17 protein-coding genes are annotated in these 15,208 nt (G+C 66.2%); 10 read left to right on the top strand and 7 right to left on the bottom strand.

Annotated features, from left to right (window positions below; genetic code table 11):
• Positions 1 to 2: 2 nt before the first annotated feature.
• Together ACFVIV_RS04295 and ACFVIV_RS04300 are read right to left on the bottom strand one after the other, a co-directional pair.
• Positions 3 to 1,421 (bottom strand): condensation domain-containing protein, encoded by a 1,419-nt coding sequence (locus ACFVIV_RS04295; protein WP_379193341.1) that lies wholly within the window; start codon positions 1,419 to 1,421, stop codon positions 3 to 5.
• Between the two features lie 34 nt (positions 1,422 to 1,455).
• Positions 1,456 to 2,388 carry a glucosyl-3-phosphoglycerate synthase gene (locus ACFVIV_RS04300; RefSeq protein ID WP_379193342.1) on the bottom strand — a complete coding sequence of 311 codons (933 nt, stop codon included), beginning with the start codon at positions 2,386 to 2,388 and terminating at the stop codon, positions 1,456 to 1,458.
• 500 nt (positions 2,389 to 2,888) lie between these two features.
• Between ACFVIV_RS04300 and ACFVIV_RS04305 the strand changes: the two genes are divergently transcribed.
• Positions 2,889 to 3,407 (top strand): L,D-transpeptidase, encoded by a 519-nt coding sequence (locus ACFVIV_RS04305; protein ID WP_379193343.1) that lies wholly within the window; start codon positions 2,889 to 2,891, stop codon positions 3,405 to 3,407.
• Positions 3,408 to 3,416: 9 nt separating this feature from the next.
• Here the strand turns inward: ACFVIV_RS04305 and ACFVIV_RS04310 are convergent, their stop codons facing one another.
• Positions 3,417 to 3,611, bottom strand: a complete 195-nt coding sequence (locus ACFVIV_RS04310; RefSeq protein WP_379193344.1) for a hypothetical protein — start codon at positions 3,609 to 3,611, stop codon at positions 3,417 to 3,419.
• A 25-nt stretch (positions 3,612 to 3,636) separates the two neighbouring features.
• Between ACFVIV_RS04310 and ACFVIV_RS04315 the strand changes: the two genes are divergently transcribed.
• The 5 genes from ACFVIV_RS04315 (at position 3,637) to ACFVIV_RS04335 (ending at position 5,979) form a co-directional block, all read left to right on the top strand.
• A complete protein-coding gene (locus ACFVIV_RS04315; RefSeq protein WP_379193345.1) occupies positions 3,637 to 4,137 on the top strand; it encodes a CGNR zinc finger domain-containing protein in 501 nt (166 codons plus the stop codon).
• A 101-nt stretch (positions 4,138 to 4,238) separates the two neighbouring features.
• Positions 4,239 to 4,691: an SRPBCC domain-containing protein gene (locus tag ACFVIV_RS04320; RefSeq protein WP_379193346.1), complete on the top strand. Its 453-nt coding sequence runs from the start codon at positions 4,239 to 4,241 to the stop codon at positions 4,689 to 4,691.
• Complete coding sequence (locus ACFVIV_RS04325; RefSeq protein ID WP_379193347.1) at positions 4,688 to 5,038, top strand: ArsR/SmtB family transcription factor; 351 nt, start codon at positions 4,688 to 4,690, stop codon at positions 5,036 to 5,038. Before ACFVIV_RS04320 ends, ACFVIV_RS04325 begins: the two co-directional genes overlap by 4 nt.
• 36 nt (positions 5,039 to 5,074) lie before the next feature.
• Positions 5,075 to 5,518 carry an SRPBCC domain-containing protein gene (locus ACFVIV_RS04330; protein WP_379193348.1) on the top strand — a complete coding sequence of 148 codons (444 nt, stop codon included), beginning with the start codon at positions 5,075 to 5,077 and terminating at the stop codon, positions 5,516 to 5,518.
• An 83-nt stretch (positions 5,519 to 5,601) separates the two neighbouring features.
• On the top strand, positions 5,602 to 5,979 hold the full coding sequence (locus ACFVIV_RS04335; RefSeq protein ID WP_379193349.1) for a hypothetical protein: 378 nt from the start codon (positions 5,602 to 5,604) through the stop codon (positions 5,977 to 5,979).
• A 15-nt stretch (positions 5,980 to 5,994) separates the two neighbouring features.
• Here the strand turns inward: ACFVIV_RS04335 and ACFVIV_RS04340 are convergent, their stop codons facing one another.
• Together ACFVIV_RS04340 and gndA are read right to left on the bottom strand one after the other, a co-directional pair.
• On the bottom strand, positions 5,995 to 6,936 hold the full coding sequence (locus tag ACFVIV_RS04340) for an MBL fold metallo-hydrolase (protein WP_379193350.1): 942 nt from the start codon (positions 6,934 to 6,936) through the stop codon (positions 5,995 to 5,997).
• Positions 6,937 to 7,056: 120 nt separating this feature from the next.
• The gene (gene gndA / locus ACFVIV_RS04345; RefSeq protein ID WP_379193351.1) at positions 7,057 to 8,499 is read right to left on the bottom strand and encodes an NADP-dependent phosphogluconate dehydrogenase; all 1,443 of its coding nucleotides are present in this window, start codon (positions 8,497 to 8,499) and stop codon (positions 7,057 to 7,059) included.
• 242 nt (positions 8,500 to 8,741) lie between these two features.
• Between gndA and ACFVIV_RS04350 the strand changes: the two genes are divergently transcribed.
• Both ACFVIV_RS04350 and ACFVIV_RS04355 read left to right on the top strand, forming a co-directional pair.
• Positions 8,742 to 9,905, top strand: coding sequence for an MCE family protein (locus ACFVIV_RS04350; protein ID WP_379193352.1), 1,164 nt, complete (start codon positions 8,742 to 8,744; stop codon positions 9,903 to 9,905).
• Positions 9,906 to 10,039: 134 nt separating this feature from the next.
• Positions 10,040 to 10,576, top strand: coding sequence for a GNAT family N-acetyltransferase (locus ACFVIV_RS04355; RefSeq protein WP_379193353.1), 537 nt, complete (start codon positions 10,040 to 10,042; stop codon positions 10,574 to 10,576).
• On the opposite strand, the gene ACFVIV_RS04360 is transcribed toward ACFVIV_RS04355, so the two are convergent.
• Positions 10,561 to 10,794, bottom strand: a complete 234-nt coding sequence (locus ACFVIV_RS04360) for a hypothetical protein (RefSeq protein ID WP_379193354.1) — start codon at positions 10,792 to 10,794, stop codon at positions 10,561 to 10,563. The two genes, ACFVIV_RS04355 and ACFVIV_RS04360, sit on opposite strands and share 16 nt — an antisense overlap.
• Before the next feature lie 211 nt (positions 10,795 to 11,005).
• A complete protein-coding gene (locus ACFVIV_RS04365; RefSeq protein ID WP_379193355.1) occupies positions 11,006 to 11,764 on the bottom strand; it encodes a TetR/AcrR family transcriptional regulator in 759 nt (252 codons plus the stop codon).
• A gap of 92 nt (positions 11,765 to 11,856) precedes the next feature.
• On the opposite strand from ACFVIV_RS04365, the gene ACFVIV_RS04370 reads away from it, so the two are divergent.
• The gene (locus tag ACFVIV_RS04370; RefSeq protein ID WP_379193356.1) at positions 11,857 to 13,371 is read left to right on the top strand and encodes an APC family permease; all 1,515 of its coding nucleotides are present in this window, start codon (positions 11,857 to 11,859) and stop codon (positions 13,369 to 13,371) included.
• On the top strand, positions 13,372 to 15,000 hold the full coding sequence (locus ACFVIV_RS04375; protein WP_379193357.1) for an amidohydrolase: 1,629 nt from the start codon (positions 13,372 to 13,374) through the stop codon (positions 14,998 to 15,000).
• The last annotated feature ends 208 nt before the right edge of the window (positions 15,001 to 15,208 follow it).

The raw sequence follows: 15,208 nt of genomic DNA on the forward strand, positions 1-15,208 counted from the left end.
CGTCACGCGACGTCGCGGGAGAGCGGACCGGTGCCGGAATGCGCGATGGATTCCATGACCCGGGTGAGGACATCGCAGTAGCGCGTCATCGCGCCGCCGGCGATCGGGGTGTCGGGGAACAGGGAGGCCGCCCAGATCATGTCGTCGGTGCGCTGCACCCAGGTGTACACCTCCTCGGAGGTGCCGCGGCTGCCGAAGAACGAGAAGTCCAGGGCGGAGAAAAGCTCGGCGCCGGGCAGTTTCCGCAGATCCAGGAACGACAGCATGGGAGCCACCCAGCCGCGCCGCACATGGAATCCCTCCTGCGACTCCAGCAGCTCCACCACGCGGTGCAGGGAGACGTTCGACAGCCATTTCCCGGCGGAGAAGGCGGCATCGGCGCGCTGCGCCGTCGCGGCGAAGCCTTCCGCGGGATCGAATTCGAAGGCGATGGGGATCAGGCTGGCATACCAGCCGACGGTGCGGTGCTCGGCCGCGCCGGTGCGGGTGTTCTTCGGCGACAGGTTGAAATACTGCGTGCGGCCCGACAGCTGGTAGTCGGCGTAGGCGGCCGCGGCGAAAACGCCGGACACCAGGCGCACTCCGGCGCGGGCGCATTCGGCTTCGAAGGCGTCGGCCAGCGGTCCGGACAGCAGGACCCGCCGATCCGAGGCCGCCGAGGCGGACACCTTCGCGTCGGGGTCCTGCAGCGGCAGCGGGAAACTCGGCAAGCGGCCGCCATTGGCCAGGATGCGGTCGGCCCACTGCGTGATCTGGGGCGAATGCGCCGCGAGTTCGGCCGCTTGCGCGCGTTCGCGTTCGCAGTACTCCCGGTAGCTGCCCACCGGGACGTCCGCCAGCCGCGTCGCCGCGGTCGGGTCGAAATACAGCTGCACGAGTTCGCCGCTGATGATGCCGCCGGAGACGGCATCGGTATTGAGGTGATCGCAGGCCACCACCACGGTGAACGAGCCGCCGTGATCGATGATGGCGAAGGTGAAGCAATCCCAGCTGGTCGGGCCGGGGGTGACCCGCTGCAGAATGCGGCTGATCAGCAGGCCGTCGATCTCACCCCAGGAATCGGCGGCGAGATCGATGTCCTCGGCCTCCAGCACGCGCCGCTGGATATGGAGATCGCCGTCGATTTCGAACCAGCTGTGGAAGGCGTCGTGGCGGCGCACCACCGCCGTGGTGGCGCGGACCAGTGCCGGAATATCGGGTTCGCCGTCGAGGGTGAAGGCGCACAGAATCAGCCGGTCGAAGCGGCCGCCGGTCTGTTTGGCGGTCCGCGCCATCTCCAGGTAGGCATCCTGCTGGAAGGACGGCGGGGTGGCGTCGGCGCGGGCGCGGATGGCCGCCGCCCGTGCGCTCTCGGTGGGACGGATGATCGTCAACCGGCCGCCCTTGGGCCGCCAGTCGTCGATGAGCCCGCTCTGCATCATGATTGTTTTCCTCCTTGCTTTTCCAGAGCGGTTTTCAGGACGCGATCCGCAGCAGCGAATTCATCGGCGGCCGATGCTCGGTATGCAAGGCGGATTCGCGCGGCGCGAAACCCTCGGTGCCCAACGGGAATTGGACGATACCGGCGCCCGAATCGGGCAGGCCGCACCGTTCCAGGGCCGTCGCCATGATTTGGCGGCTCATGACGCCCAATTCGTGCAGCGGGCGGTTGCGGTGTTTGCGCACGCCCAGGTCGACCTGGCCGATGGCCGAGGCGCCGTACATGTCGTACACATCGATCAGCAGACCGATTTCTACGCCGTAATGCGGTGCGAAGGCGAGTCTTTCGAGCGCCTCGCGGGTCGCGGCGTATTCACCGCCCAGCGGTTGCACCACATGGCGCAGTCCGGGCCGCAGCGCCGCCAGCAGCGGCCGCGCCACGAGTTCGGTCACCCGGCCGCCGCCAGATTCGTCGAAGGTCTCGCCGACGAGCAGGGGCCGGCGGTAATAGGCCTTGCTGAACACCAGCGATTCATCGAGCAGCAGCGGCCCGATGAGTTTGGGCACGAATTGCGGATCCGGATCGATGAGATCGGAATCCATGAACATGACGATGTCGCCGGAGGCCACCGCCAGCGACCGCCACAGCACCTCGCCCTTGCCGGGCACCGGCGGATGTTCGGGCAGCACTTCCTCCCGGCTCACCACCGTCGCGCCGGCGGCAGCGGCGACGCGCATGGTGGCATCGGAGGATCCGGAATCCATGACGATCAATTCGTCCACGAGCCCGGGTGGCAGGGAGCGGACCGCGTGGACGACATCGGCCACGGTGGCTTCCTCGTTGAGTGCGGGGAGAACAACCGAAACGGTCCGCCCGCGTTTTGCGGCGATCAGGTCGTGCGCGCTCCAATGCGGTGCTGACCAGGTGCGAATATCGCCGTGGAACTCATTTACCAACAGATCGGCCATTTCGACCACCTATCAGAAGAGATGTACTGTGTTGAGGTACCGGGTGAACCGCAGACTCGCACTCATTGCGAACCACGGCAAGGGTTTTCGGAAGTGGTCGTGATCACTTCACCACCCGGTGGATGGGGGGGTTCGATAATCGCCGCGCTGCGATGATCGGACAGTACAACTCGTTTGCTCGGCTAGCTATCTGAGATATGAATCTTTCAGGTGGAAGTAACCTGCCATTAACCAATTTGGGTATAGCTCAGGCAATTCGGGCATGTTCACCCGGCATGAAAGTGACGGCAATCGCAGAAATGGCGAAAAGTGATTGCCGCTGCGTTATTTAAATCGTTCTGATCATTTTGATGAAATCCTAACAGAGGCGAGATCACCGCGGTTGATCACAGTTCTTGATCGAATAGCCCGCCCGGGCGCGGAACGAGCGCGAAAGCGCCTGCCGGGCAGTATGATTGAACGGCTTCCGAGGTTTTTCCGAGCGAAAGGCTGGACGGGTCATGGGCAGTGAGCAATCAAGAACCTGGGCGGTGGGCGTCGCGGTTCTCGCAGGTGTGGCGGCCGCGGGGTTCGCCATGGCAGGCCCCGCGCAGGCCGATCCGCTGTGGCCCGGCGGTCCCGATATCCCGGGCATCCCCTCGATCATTCCGCCGCTCCCGGCCCCCCTGGTGGTCGCGCCCTGCGCGCCCGAGGCGCGGCTGTGCCTGCAGTTGTCCACGAACGAGGCGTGGCTGGTGGAGGACGGCCGGGTCACCTACGGCCCGACCCCGATCTCCCACGGCAGGCCCGGCTACCTCACCAATGTGGGCACCTTCGACGTCGACTTCAAACGCGAGGACCACTGGAGCACCCTGCACCACGTCCCGATGAAGTGGGCGGTGTTCTTCGACGGCGATATCGCCACCCACATCGGCCCCATCGAGGAGCAGTCGCACGGCTGCATCCGGATGACGCCCGAAGGTGCGGAGAAGACCTTCTACCATCTGAACCCGGGCGATATCGTGCAGGTCGTTCCGTAAGGCCGCCGATCAGTTCGCTTCCCCTGCGCCCCTGCGGGTTTCGCGATGCGCGTCAGCGAATGCGCTACTGCCCGCAGTGGCCAGCACGACCTCGCGCTCCTCGATCAGCCACTTGCCGCACACGCAGCGCAGGTAGCGAATGGTGCCGTGGGTGGACACGATCGCCGGTTCGGACCAGGAGCAGGCGGGGCAGGTAGCGGACATGTCTCCACCCTGATGTAATGGTCTAGTGCATTTCAACCCTTACGGGGGCGTCGCAGCGGAACTGGCCGCCCGGCTGGTGAACGCCGCCCCGGATCAGGATCTCGGCAAGCTGCTGGCCGAATCCGATTACAAGCCACTGGGTCCCGTGAATGCGGCCCAGCATGCCGAACTGCGGTCCTGGACAAGGGAACTCGACGCGGTCTTCACCAACCCTTCCGTCGAGCTGCTCAATGCCCTGCTGGCGAAAACGACCAGCCGCCCGTACATCTCGACCCACGACGGGCGGGCGCCGCACCTGCACTACTCCGACGAGACCGCGCCCGTGGACGAGCGGGTGAAGGCGTACACCGCCTTCGGCCTGGCCGCACTGTTCTGCGAGGATCCGTCCCGCATCGGCCGCTGCGCCCGGGAGGGCTGCGACATCGTCTTCGTCGACACCTCCCGCAACGGCCGCCGCCGCTTCTGCTCGACCCGCTGCTCGACCCGGGTGCACGTGGCCGACCATCGTCGGCGGCAGGTGTCCTGAACTGGCCTTTCAGCTGATACGCAACTAATGGTTGCACATTGCTCGATCGCCGACTACCTTAATGTGCAACAAAAGGTTGCATATCGAGAAAGGTCGCGAACATGGAGTACGGCAGCATCGAACGTGAGATCTATGTCGACGCCTCCCCCGACGTGGTGTTCGAGGTCGTCAGCAAGCCCGAGCACATCAACGAATGGTGGTCCGACGACTCCTCGTTCGAGGTGAAGCCCGGTGCGGTCGGCGAGCTGGTCTGGGGTGCGCGCGTGGACGTCGAGGCCATGCTGGTGGTGGAGGTCGATCCGCCGCGGCTGTTCTCCTTCCGCTGGTGCTATCCGGACAGCACGGTCGCCGACGACGCGAAATCGCTGCTGGTCACCTTCGAGCTCACGCCGGTCGGCGCGGGCACCCGCATCCGGCTGACCGAGTCCGGCTGGCGCGAACGCGGCTGGGAGGCCGCCCGGCTCGAGGAGATGTACCGCGAGCACGTCATCGGCTGGGACACCTTCGTTCCCCGGCTGGGCGAGTACATCGCCGAGTTGGTGTCCACCCGATGAGCACCCTGGTCGACGACGAGCTGTGGTCCGCGGTCGGCGACCCGACGCGGCGGCGCATGCTCGACCTGCTCCTGGCGGCCGGCGATGGCACGGCCACCGGCTTGAGCGAGCAACTGCCCGTGACCCGGCAGGCCATCGCGAAACATCTCGGCGTGCTCGACCGGGTCGGCCTGGTGCACGCCACGCCCGCCGGGCGGGAAAAGAGGTACCGCGTGGACGAAGCGCAACTCGCGCGGGCCGTCGCGCAACTGTCCTCGGTCGGGGCCGCCTGGGATGCCAGGCTGCGCCGCATCAAGACCATCGCCGAGGCCATTCAGCGCGCCCAGGATCAGCGCGACACCGAATAGCAGAGCACCGTAATCACTCTCGAAAGAAGAATTGCCATGGTCGACATCCTGCACAAGGTTGGCATCAAATCCCCCGCCTCCGCGGTCTACACCGCCCTCACCACGCCCGAGGGCCTGGCCGGCTGGTGGACCACCGACACCAAGGGCGATGGCGCGCACATCGGCGGCGAACTCCAATTCCGTTTCGCCGCAGGTGGATTCGACATGAACGTCCGCGACCTCGACCCCGGCAGGCATGTGCTGTGGGAGGTCGTCGACGGACCCGAGGAGTGGATCGGCACCCACGTCGATTGGACCCTCACCCACTCCGACGACTACACCACCGTGCTGTTCAAGCATCGCGACTGGAAGGAACCGGTCGAGTTCATGCACCACTGCAGCACCAAGTGGGCCACCTACCTGGTGAGCCTCAAGCAACTGCTCGAAACCGGCACAGGTGCCGCCCACCCCGACGACGTCAAGATCGACAGCTGGGACTGAGAGCCCACCGCGCGTAGTTCTACCCGCCACGCCGGGTGTTTCCTCCCTGTCCACCCGGCACGGCCCCCCATACGCTGCGGAGCATGTCGCATGCTCCGCAGCCCGACCCCACCCCGCTCGCCTGGAAAGAAGCCCTCTGCGGCGCCCTCACCGCCCTCGTCGCCGCACCTGCCGCCGCCGCCCTGGTCGCAACCCTCTACCGATTCCCGGTCCCCCTCTCCGGCTACGCCCGCGGCTTCCGCGAAGCCCCCGTCGCAGCCCTCGGAAGCCTCTTCTACCTAGCCCTGGGCGGCGTATTCCTGCTCGGATTCCTCGGCGCCGCAGGCGGTTTCATCGCATCCCGAGCCTTCCCCCGCAATCCCCGACCCGCTCGCCGCCTCACCCTGCTCATCGCAGTAATCACGGCCTTACTCGGCGCGATCGCCTTGGCAGTGCTGGAATTCATCGTCGGCCCTTGGTAATCGGGCCCACCGCCATCAGCTCGCAGACTGATGCTGCTCGGCCAGCAGACTCTCGGAATGCGCCCACGGCAGCACATTGGCAAGTCGCCCCGCCATCGTCTCGAAGAACTCCAGCACCTCGCGATCGGAATGCCGCAAGCTGAAATGGGTGAGCACGAACAGCGTTTCGGGATGCGCCTCGACCACTGGCCGCAGCCGACCCCACACCGTGTGCCCCACGCGATCGGCCCGCTCGAGTTCACTGTCATGCAGGAACGTGCACTCGGTGATGATCACCGGATAGTCGAACAACCACGCATTGCGCGCGAAGACGTCCACATGTGTGTCACCGAGAAAAGCGAACAGCGGACGCAGCGTGTCCCGCTCGACCCGCACACCCGCCTTCCGCTTCGCCGCGATGAGGCGTCCGAACTCGCCGCCCCTCCCCTCCTCGGCCAGGGCGTCCCGCAACTCCGCGTACTCCGGCAGCAGCTCCTTGCCGCGTTCCGCGAACGCATACCCCACACAGGGAACCTTGTGCAGACACTTGACAACCCGCACATGATGACCCTGGCGGCCGAACTCGAACTCATCACCGCCTCGGACACCGTGCAACCGGTGCCCGGCCAGCGCCGGGTCATAGGCGGCCCCGTGATTCAACTCGGCACTCGCCCGCAGATAGGACTCCACATAAGGCACCGCCGCATCCGGCAGGTAGATATCCACACCGGACTCCTTCCCCGCCAGGAAGTCGAGATCCTTCGCATGATCATGATGCGTATGCGTCAGGAAAACCGTATCCACCTGCCGCCCTTCACACAGCCCCGCATCGAGGCTGCACCGCAAGCCGGGGATATGAAAGAACGTCTTGTCATTGGCCCGCGAATACCCGGTCAACGTGAACTTCGTACCGGGGATCCGCCAGGTCTTCCACTGCCGGAACGGATGCCCGGCCTCCAGCCGATCAGGTTGACGCACAAGGGGACACCATAAACGACCACCGCCGAATCACCGATCGAATATGCGACCGGCACACAGCCTGAAGGCCCCGGCCGGCGCGCCGGGGCCTTCAGGGGTGGATCGGGCGAAAATCCTTGACTACGCGGGGATTTCGCTGCGGTCGCCGCTCCAGAGGGTGTGGTACTTGCCTTCGGCGTCGATGCGCTCGTAGGTGTGGGCGCCGAAGAAGTCGCGCTGGCCCTGGGTGAGGGCTGCCGGGAGGCGTTCGGCGCGGAGGGCGTCGTAGTAGGAGAGGGAGGAGGCGAAGGCGGGGACGGGGATGCCGAGGAGGGTGGCGGTGGAGACTACGCGGCGCCAGCTGTCGATGGCGGTTTCGATGGCTTCGCGGAAGTAGGGGGCCAGGATCAGGGAGGGGAGTTCCGGATTCTCCTCGTAGGCGTCCTTGATGCGATTGAGGAAGCGGGCGCGGATGATGCAGCCGCCGCGCCAGATGGTGGCCAGGTCGCCGGGGTTGAGGTTCCAGTTGTATTCGGCGCTGCCGGCGGCGATCTGGTCGAAGCCCTGAGCGTAGGCGACGATCTTGGAGGCGTAGAGGGCCTGGCGGATGTCCTCGGTGAATTGGGCGATATCGGTGGGCTTTTCGGCCAGGGTGCCGGAGGCCAGGCCCTGGGCGGCCTTGCGCTGGGCGCGGGAGCCGGACAGGGCGCGGGCGAAGACGGCCTCGGCAATGCCGGTGACGGGGATGCCCAGGTCGAGGGCGGACTTGACGGTCCAGCGGCCGGTGCCCTTCTGCTCGGCGGCATCGACGATGACGTCGACGAGGGGCTTGCCGGTCTTGGCGTCGACCTGGTTGAGGACCTCGGCGGTGATCTCCACGAGGTAGGACTCCAGGTCGCCGGAGTTCCACTGGGTGAACACGTCCGCGATCTGCTTGGCGTCGAAGCCGAGGGCGTCGCGGAACAGGTTGTAGGCCTCGCCGATGAGCTGCATATCGGCGTACTCGATGCCGTTGTGCACCATCTTCACGAAGTGGCCGGAGCCGTCGGGGCCGATGTGGGTGCAGCAGGGGGTGCCGTCGACCTGGGCCGCAATGGATTCCAGCAGGGGACCCAGCGACTCGTAGGACTCCTTCGGGCCGCCCGGCATGATGGCGGGACCGTTGAGCGCGCCCTCCTCGCCGCCGGAGATGCCCGCGCCCACGAAGTTCAGGCCGCGCTCGGCCATGGCGGCCTCGCGGCGAATGGTGTCGGTGTAGAGGGCGTTGCCGCCGTCGATGATGATGTCGCCCGGCTCCATGACCGCGGCCAGCTCTTCGATGACGGCGTCGGTGGGCTCGCCCGCCTTGACCATGATCAGCACCCGGCGCGGCTTCTCGAGGGCCGCGACGAACTCCTCGATGGTCTCGGTGCGCACGAAGTCGCCGTCGTCGCCGTGTGCCTCGAGGAGCGCGTCGGTCTTGCCGACGCTGCGGTTGTGCAACGCCACGGTGTAGCCGTGCTTGGCGAAGTTGCGGGCGATATTGCTGCCCATGACCGCCAGGCCGGTGACTCCGATCTGGGCACGCGCTGTAGAGGTCGCCATGACTTGGCCTCTCTCCGTTCGGTAGTTGCGGGACCGCGCGAGGTGAATCGGCGGGCGGCATCCGGGCGGGATTCCCGTGACGCCTCGCCCCCTTTTCTACTACCTCGCCTCCGGGGTGCGGTGACGGTGGTGCGGTTCGGTCCGATGGAAAGCGCCGCGGGCAGTTATGGGAACGTGTTCTAATTCTTTGACCTAGATCACATTTGGATCCGGTGCGCTATGGCAAGACAGGGGGCGCGAGGATGAGATTCCACAGGTGGGTCGTCAGGTCGGCCGGGCTGGGACTGGTGACCGTGATCGCGGCGGTGATCACGCTGTGCCTGGTGAGTTTCGCGGGCGGGTTCGAGGACGCCACACAGGTGACGGTCACCGCGCCGCGCAGTGGGCTGGTGCTCGATCCCGAGGCCAAGGTGAAGTTTCGCGGGGTGGAGATCGGGCGGGTGGCCACGGTCGACAGTACGGCGAGCGGCGCTCGGGTGGTGCTGGATATCGATCCCGAGATGCTGAAGCTGGTGCCCGCCAACGTTTCCGTGGATATTCGCTCCACGACGGTGTTCGGCGCGAAGTACATCAACTTCATGGCGCCCGCGCAGCCGTCACGGGAGTCGCTGAAACCCGGTGCGGCCATTCTCGCTTCGAGCGTGACGGTGGAGTTCAACACGCTGTTCCAGCATCTTTCGGACATCCTCGCGCAGGTCGAACCCGAAAAGCTCAATGCCACACTGCAAGCCCTCGGCGCGGCGCTCGACGGGCGCGGGGAGGATCTCGGCCAGATCCTCACCGCCGGTGACGCCGTTCTGCGCGAGCTCAACCCGGTCCTGCCCGCGCTGCGTCACGACTTGCAATCCACCACCGCGGTGACCGGTCTGTACAGCGACACCGTCCCGGACCTGTTGCACACCACCGACAATGCCGCCGTCACCGCCGCCACGCTGGTCGATGGTCATTCTCGTCTCGACGCGCTGCTGGCCAACCTCATCGGCCTGGCCGACACCGCCACTCCCATCCTCGCCGACACCGGATCGCCCCTCGTCGAAGCATTACGCCTGCTGCGCCCCACCACCGAGACCCTCTACGAATACCGCCCGGCCCTCCACTGCACCATCGTCGGCCTCGGCACGAACATGCCCCTCATCGCATACCTGTTCGGCGGCGGCCCGGACGCCGCCGTCTTCTTCAACGCCAGCCTCATGCCCGCGGGCGAGCCCTACAAATACCCCGAGGACCTCCCGCTCGTGAACGCCACCGGCGGCCCGCACTGCGAAGGCGTCCTCGACCACATTCCGGGTACCAACGCCGACTACCTGGTCACCGATACGTCGGCAGGCCACATCTGGCACCCACCGACCCACCCCGGCCCGGTCGCCGGAACGGTCTTCGAATTCCTTTATCCTCTCTCCCGCTGAAGCTCGTATCGGGCCATCGTGTCGCCACACGGTGCGTCGTGGCCATTGCCGGGGAATCGGCAACTGCCGAGCCGACCTCATGCGAATCTGAATCGGCGACCGGGAGGTTCACGATGATCAAAGGAACTCGTGTCATGCTGCGCGCTCTCGAGGACAGCGATTCGAGTGTTTTGTACGAATGGTTCCAACAAGAGTGGTTTCGCACATTGGTCGGATACCGATATCCCTCATCACGAAGGATGTGGGCGCAATGGGTGACGAGCAATGAGCAGATATCGTTCGGTGGGGCTGTCCTGATGATCTGCTCGATCGATGATATGCGGCCGATCGGACTCGGCACGCTCAGGAATCAGAATCCGGAAGACCGCGCGGCAGAATTCAGCATCGCCCTCGGCGACGTGGGTCAGCACCACCACGGGTTGGGCACCGAGGCCGGAGTGCTGCTCGGCAGGTTCGGGTTCGAGGTGATGGGGTTACGCAGGATGTACTCCTGGGTGCTGACGCAGAATATCGCGGCTATCGCGGCATGTGAGGCCATCGGCGCGGTGCGCGAGGGCATCGCCCGAAAAGCCCGGCTGGTCAACGGCATACCGGCGGATGTCGCGCTGTACGCGTTGCTCGCGGAGGAGTTCGCCGAGCTGTTCGGGTCGGCAGCTCACCAGACGATCTGAATCAGGGCTCCCACGTAGGGCGCGTCGACACTGCCGCTGACAATGACACCGGCGAAGTCGCCCATGGACCCCCAGCCGGCATAGCCGCCACCGTCGAAGCCCGGGACCGTGCTGTTGCCGAACGTTCCGAAGGAGCCGCCATCGAAGGTTCCGTAACCCGTGCTGTCGGCCCCTAGAGCTCCAGGGTTGACGCCACTGGGGTTGATGTTGAAGGACATTGGATTCTCATTTGCTGAATCACAACGGATAAGGAGGGCAAGTCAGGCAAAACGGAGGATCGATAATGATCGGAGGGGGATACAACAAGTCTCTGAACATTTCGAAGGCCTCGAGAAGATTTATGAGCCAGGGGATTTCAAGGGTGATCATTTCATTCAACTGCCCAGTATGGTTTCTGGTTCTTTCTATGAAAATCCGGACGCTCTTATCCTATATCGCCGAAAGCGGTTGTGCGCTACGCGTACGGCGTGTTCGAGCTCTACCGCGCCGCACGGCTTCTAATCGCGCCGCTGCCGCATCGAGGAACAGTTCCAGGGCGTAATCGTAGGAGTTGCGGCGCATTTCGGGTTGCAGCAGCGGGGAGAGGGCGGTCAGGTGGGGGTGGGTTTCGGTGGGCAGGGCCGGGTAGATCTCGTCCCAGATGCGGAAGTCGGCCTGTTTCGCGGCGGGCGGTAGGGCGGCCCAGCAGGCCTGCTGGGTGCCGCTGGACATGCCCTGTTCGACCAGGACGTGGTAGAGGCGGACGGCCTCCTCGTCCGGAAAGCCCGCGCCGCGAAGCACTCCCAGGATCGTGTTGATGGCGGTGGCCTCGTGGCGGCGGCCGGTGGTGCGGTACATGGTGAGGGCGGCGACCTGGGGGCAGTCGAGGTAGCTGTCGCGGATGCGGTGGCCGATGGCGCGTAAATCCTGCCGCCAGTCGCCCGTTGGTTGCCAGCCCGCGAGGGAGCGGCCGATGAGGAGGTCGCCGACGGCGAGCAGGAGATCGTCGGTGCCGGCGAAGTAGCGATAGAGCGCGGTGGGGTCGGCGCCGAGGGCGGCGCCCAGGCGGCGGACGGACAGGCCGCCCGTGCCGTGCTCCTTCATCAGGCGCAGGGCGGTCTCGACGATCAACTCCTCCGAGAGGATCGCGCCCTGTTTGCTGGGTCGGCGTCGGCGGCGGGGAGCGCCGGGACTGCGGGAGTCGCTCATGCGGGGCACCTTATGTCAACAGTATTGACCTAAAGATACGTCGACATTTCTCATGTGCTAATCAAAACGGCATATTTCGGAAGTTGAAGCTCATGGCCACAGACATGCGAAGATCCCTCGGCGTACTCGACAACGTCGTGATCGCCGCGTCCACCACCGCCGTCACCACCAGCATCGGAATCGGGCTCGGGCTCACGGCCGCCATTGTGGGGCTGCATCTGCCGATCGTCATGGCCTTGGCCATCGTGCCGGTCGCCTGTATCGCGGGGGCGTACGCGCGGCTCAATCGGGTCGAACCCAATGCGGGCAGCACCTATGTGTGGGTGGGGCGGTCGCTGAATCCGTGGCTCGGATTCCTGTGCGGCTGGGTGATGACGTTCAGCATGGTGCTGTTCCTGGCCTACACCACCACCGTCACCGGATCGGCGATGCTGGCGCTGGCGGGCGAGGCCGGGCTGCAGCGGCTCGGCGGGCTGGAACTGCGGCCGGAATCGACGCTGCAATCCACGCTCGCCGGGCTGCTGGTGCTGGTGGCGGCGGTGCTGACCGCGGCGGTGGGCGTCAGCCTGGCCGCGAAGTTCCAGCGGGTGCTGCTGATCTTCGAATACCTTGTGCTGCTGGGGTTCTGCGGCTATGGGCTGGTCGCGGGCACGCAGCCGTTCAGCCTGGAGTGGCTCAACCCCTTCGATATTCCGTCGGCGACGGCCTTCGCGCAGGGCATGGTCACCGCCGTGTTCTGCTACTGGGGATTCGACGCCGCGTTCAGCATGAGCGAGGAATGCCACGACAGCCGGACCGCCGGGCGCGCCGGAGCCACCACGCTGCTGCTGGCACTGGGGCTTTTCCTGTTGGCCTCCTTCGCATTTCAGCGCGTGCTGCCGCTGGACGAATTGGCCGGGCACGGCGCGGAGGGGCTGGTGTATTTCGGCTCGGCCCTGACCACCGCGCCGCTGACGCTGCTGCCCATGATGGCGCTGACCTTCTCGACGGTGGCGTCGCTGCAGTCCAGTGTGCTGCCCACGGTGCGCGGCATGTTCGCCATGAGCCGTGATCGCACGCTGGGCCCGGTGTGGTCGCGCGTGCACCCGCGCTACGGCACCCCGGCCGCGGGCACCATTGCGCTCGGCGCGCTCGGTCTGCTGGTTTGCGTTGTGGCGCTGGCGATTCCGAAGGTGCCGGATCTGATCAACGCGACAGTGAGCGCGATCGGCATCGTCGTCGCCCTGTATTACGGCTCGACCGCCCTGGCCGCCGCGGCCCGCTTCCGCGGTCTGCTGCGCACGAGCGCGCGGGACGCGCTGGCGGCGGTGATCCTGCCGGTCCTCGGCGCGGCCATGCTCTTCGCCCTCGCCGGCTACCTGTGCTGGAGCTACGCCACCAGCACCGACCACTACGAAATCGCGGCCGGCAACGGCTGGTTCGTACTGTCGGTGCCCGCGTTCATGGTGCTCTCCGGCGTCGTGGTCGGCGCGTGGGCCAAATGGGTCCGCAAATCCCCGTACTTCCGGCGCCCCGCGCCCGGAATCCTGGTCGGCGGCGAACCAGGCATTATCGAATCATCGCCCGCCGCAGCGTTGCCTCCCACCACCGTTGTCAGGAGTAACTGAATGTCCTACGCCGACCTAGTCTTCACCGGCGGCAGTGTCCTCACCATGGATGCCGCGCGCAGCCGCGCCACGGCGCTGGCGGTCACCCGCGACCGCATCAGCGCCGTCGGGCATGCGGAGGTGCGCGACTACATCGGGCCGCAGACCGAAGTCGTGGACCTGGACGGGCGGGCGCTGCTGCCCGGTTTCCAGGACGCGCACGTGCACGCGGCCTCGGCGGGCATCGAGCTGGGCGAATGCGATCTCACCGGGACGACCGATCTCGCGGAGTATCTGCGCCGGATCGCGGCGTATGCCGCGGCCAATCCGGGGCGGGAGTGGATCACCGGCAGCGGGTGGTCGATGGAGAGCTTTCCCGGTGGCATCCCGACCCGGCAGCAGATCGACGCCGTGGTCGCCGACCGGCCCGTGTACCTGGTCAATCGCGACCATCACGGCGCGTGGGCCAATACTCGCGCGCTCGAACTGGCGGGCATTACCGCCGACACCCCCGACCCGAGTGACGGGCGCATCGAGCGCGACGCCGACGGCATTCCCGGCGGCATGCTCCAGGAGGGAGCCATGCACCTGGTCGACCGCATCATCCCGCCGGTCACCGCCGAGGAGCGCCTGACCGGCCTGCTGCGCGCCCAGGCCCGGTTGCACTCGCTCGGCATCACCGCGTGGCAGGAGGCCATTGTCAGCGCCGACGGCGGTCCCATGGACCATGCCGCCACCTATCACACCGCCGCCGGCCGCGGCCTGCTCACCGCCCGCGTGGTCGGCGCCCAATGGTGGGAGCGCGAGCAGGGTTCCGAGCAGATTCCCGCAATGATCCTGCGCCGCAAGCAGTTCAGCGCCGGCCGCTTCCGCCTGGACACGGTGAAGATCATGCAGGACGGCGTGGCCGAGAACTTCACCGCCGCCATGACCGAGCCCTACAAGGACCAGAAAGGCTGCTGCACCGCCAATAGCGGCCTCAGCTTCGTGGACCCGATCGCCTTGTGCGACTACGTCACCGAACTCGACGCCAACGACTTCCAGGTCCACTTCCACGCCCTGGGCGACCGCGCCGTCCAGGAGGCCCTGAACGCCCTCGAAGCCGCCGTCCGCGCCAACGGCCGGCGCGGCAATCGCCACCACCTCGCCCACCTGCAAGTCGTCCACCCCCATGACATCCACCGCTTCTACCGCCTCGGCGCCATCGCCAACCTCCAACCCCTGTGGGCCGCCCACGAACCCCAGCTCGACGACCTGACCCTCCCCTTCCTCGGCGGCGACCTCTCCGCCCGCCAGTACCTCTTCGGCGATCTCGCCCGCGCCGGTGCAACCCTGGCCTGCGGCAGCGACTGGCCCGTCAGCGACCCCAACCCCCTGGCAGGCATCCACGTCGCAGTCAACCGCGTCCACCCCGGCTCCGATCTGCCCCCGCTACTCCCCGACCAGCGCCTCGACCTCATGACCGCACTCGCGGCCTACACGGCCGGCTCGGCCCACGTCAACCACCTCGACGACACCGGCAGTCTCCTCCCCGGAAACCTCGCGGATCTTATTGTCCTGGACCGTGATCCATTCCACGTCTCCCCCACCGAGATCGCCGACATCACCGTCGCCCAAACCTACGTGGGAGGTACCCGGGTATTCGGCTGATCCTCGCCTCTCGAAATTCAGTGGCGCACACCCCGCAGCGCTTGTTAGCGTTCTCGGCAACAACGATCACGAAAGGCACAGTGATGAACCGGTATTCGTACACCACGCTCACGTGGTCGCGCGTTACCCGTGAACGCTGCGCACTCGAATCTTTCTCGCGGCGCTATGCCGGCCTGCGGGGTGATCCGTAACAGGGGGCCTTCTCCCC

Origin of the sequence: Nocardia sp. NPDC127526, from assembly GCF_042672265.1 — a bacterium.
Classification (GTDB): domain Bacteria; phylum Actinomycetota; class Actinomycetes; order Mycobacteriales; family Mycobacteriaceae; genus Nocardia.

Excerpts from the sequence above, each read along its gene's own strand:
- ACFVIV_RS04360 (WP_379193354.1), bottom strand. The coding sequence starts at position 10,794 with ATGTCCTTCAACATCAACCCCAGTGGCGTCAACCCTGGAGCTCTAGGG.
- ACFVIV_RS04310 (WP_379193344.1), bottom strand. The coding sequence starts at position 3,611 with ATGTCCGCTACCTGCCCCGCCTGCTCCTGGTCCGAACCGGCGATCGTG.
- gndA (WP_379193351.1), bottom strand. The coding sequence starts at position 8,499 with ATGGCGACCTCTACAGCGCGTGCCCAGATCGGAGTCACCGGCCTGGCG.
- ACFVIV_RS04365 (WP_379193355.1), bottom strand. The coding sequence starts at position 11,764 with ATGAGCGACTCCCGCAGTCCCGGCGCTCCCCGCCGCCGACGCCGACCC.
- ACFVIV_RS04350 (WP_379193352.1), top strand. The coding sequence starts at position 8,742 with ATGAGATTCCACAGGTGGGTCGTCAGGTCGGCCGGGCTGGGACTGGTG.
- ACFVIV_RS04300 (WP_379193342.1), bottom strand. The coding sequence starts at position 2,388 with ATGGCCGATCTGTTGGTAAATGAGTTCCACGGCGATATTCGCACCTGG.
- ACFVIV_RS04355 (WP_379193353.1), top strand. The coding sequence starts at position 10,040 with ATGCTGCGCGCTCTCGAGGACAGCGATTCGAGTGTTTTGTACGAATGG.
- ACFVIV_RS04305 (WP_379193343.1), top strand. The coding sequence starts at position 2,889 with ATGGGCAGTGAGCAATCAAGAACCTGGGCGGTGGGCGTCGCGGTTCTC.
- ACFVIV_RS04370 (WP_379193356.1), top strand. The coding sequence starts at position 11,857 with ATGGCCACAGACATGCGAAGATCCCTCGGCGTACTCGACAACGTCGTG.
- ACFVIV_RS04320 (WP_379193346.1), top strand. The coding sequence starts at position 4,239 with ATGGAGTACGGCAGCATCGAACGTGAGATCTATGTCGACGCCTCCCCC.
- ACFVIV_RS04295 (WP_379193341.1), bottom strand. The coding sequence starts at position 1,421 with ATGATGCAGAGCGGGCTCATCGACGACTGGCGGCCCAAGGGCGGCCGG.
- ACFVIV_RS04330 (WP_379193348.1), top strand. The coding sequence starts at position 5,075 with ATGGTCGACATCCTGCACAAGGTTGGCATCAAATCCCCCGCCTCCGCG.
- ACFVIV_RS04335 (WP_379193349.1), top strand. The coding sequence starts at position 5,602 with ATGTCGCATGCTCCGCAGCCCGACCCCACCCCGCTCGCCTGGAAAGAA.
- ACFVIV_RS04375 (WP_379193357.1), top strand. The coding sequence starts at position 13,372 with ATGTCCTACGCCGACCTAGTCTTCACCGGCGGCAGTGTCCTCACCATG.
- ACFVIV_RS04325 (WP_379193347.1), top strand. The coding sequence starts at position 4,688 with ATGAGCACCCTGGTCGACGACGAGCTGTGGTCCGCGGTCGGCGACCCG.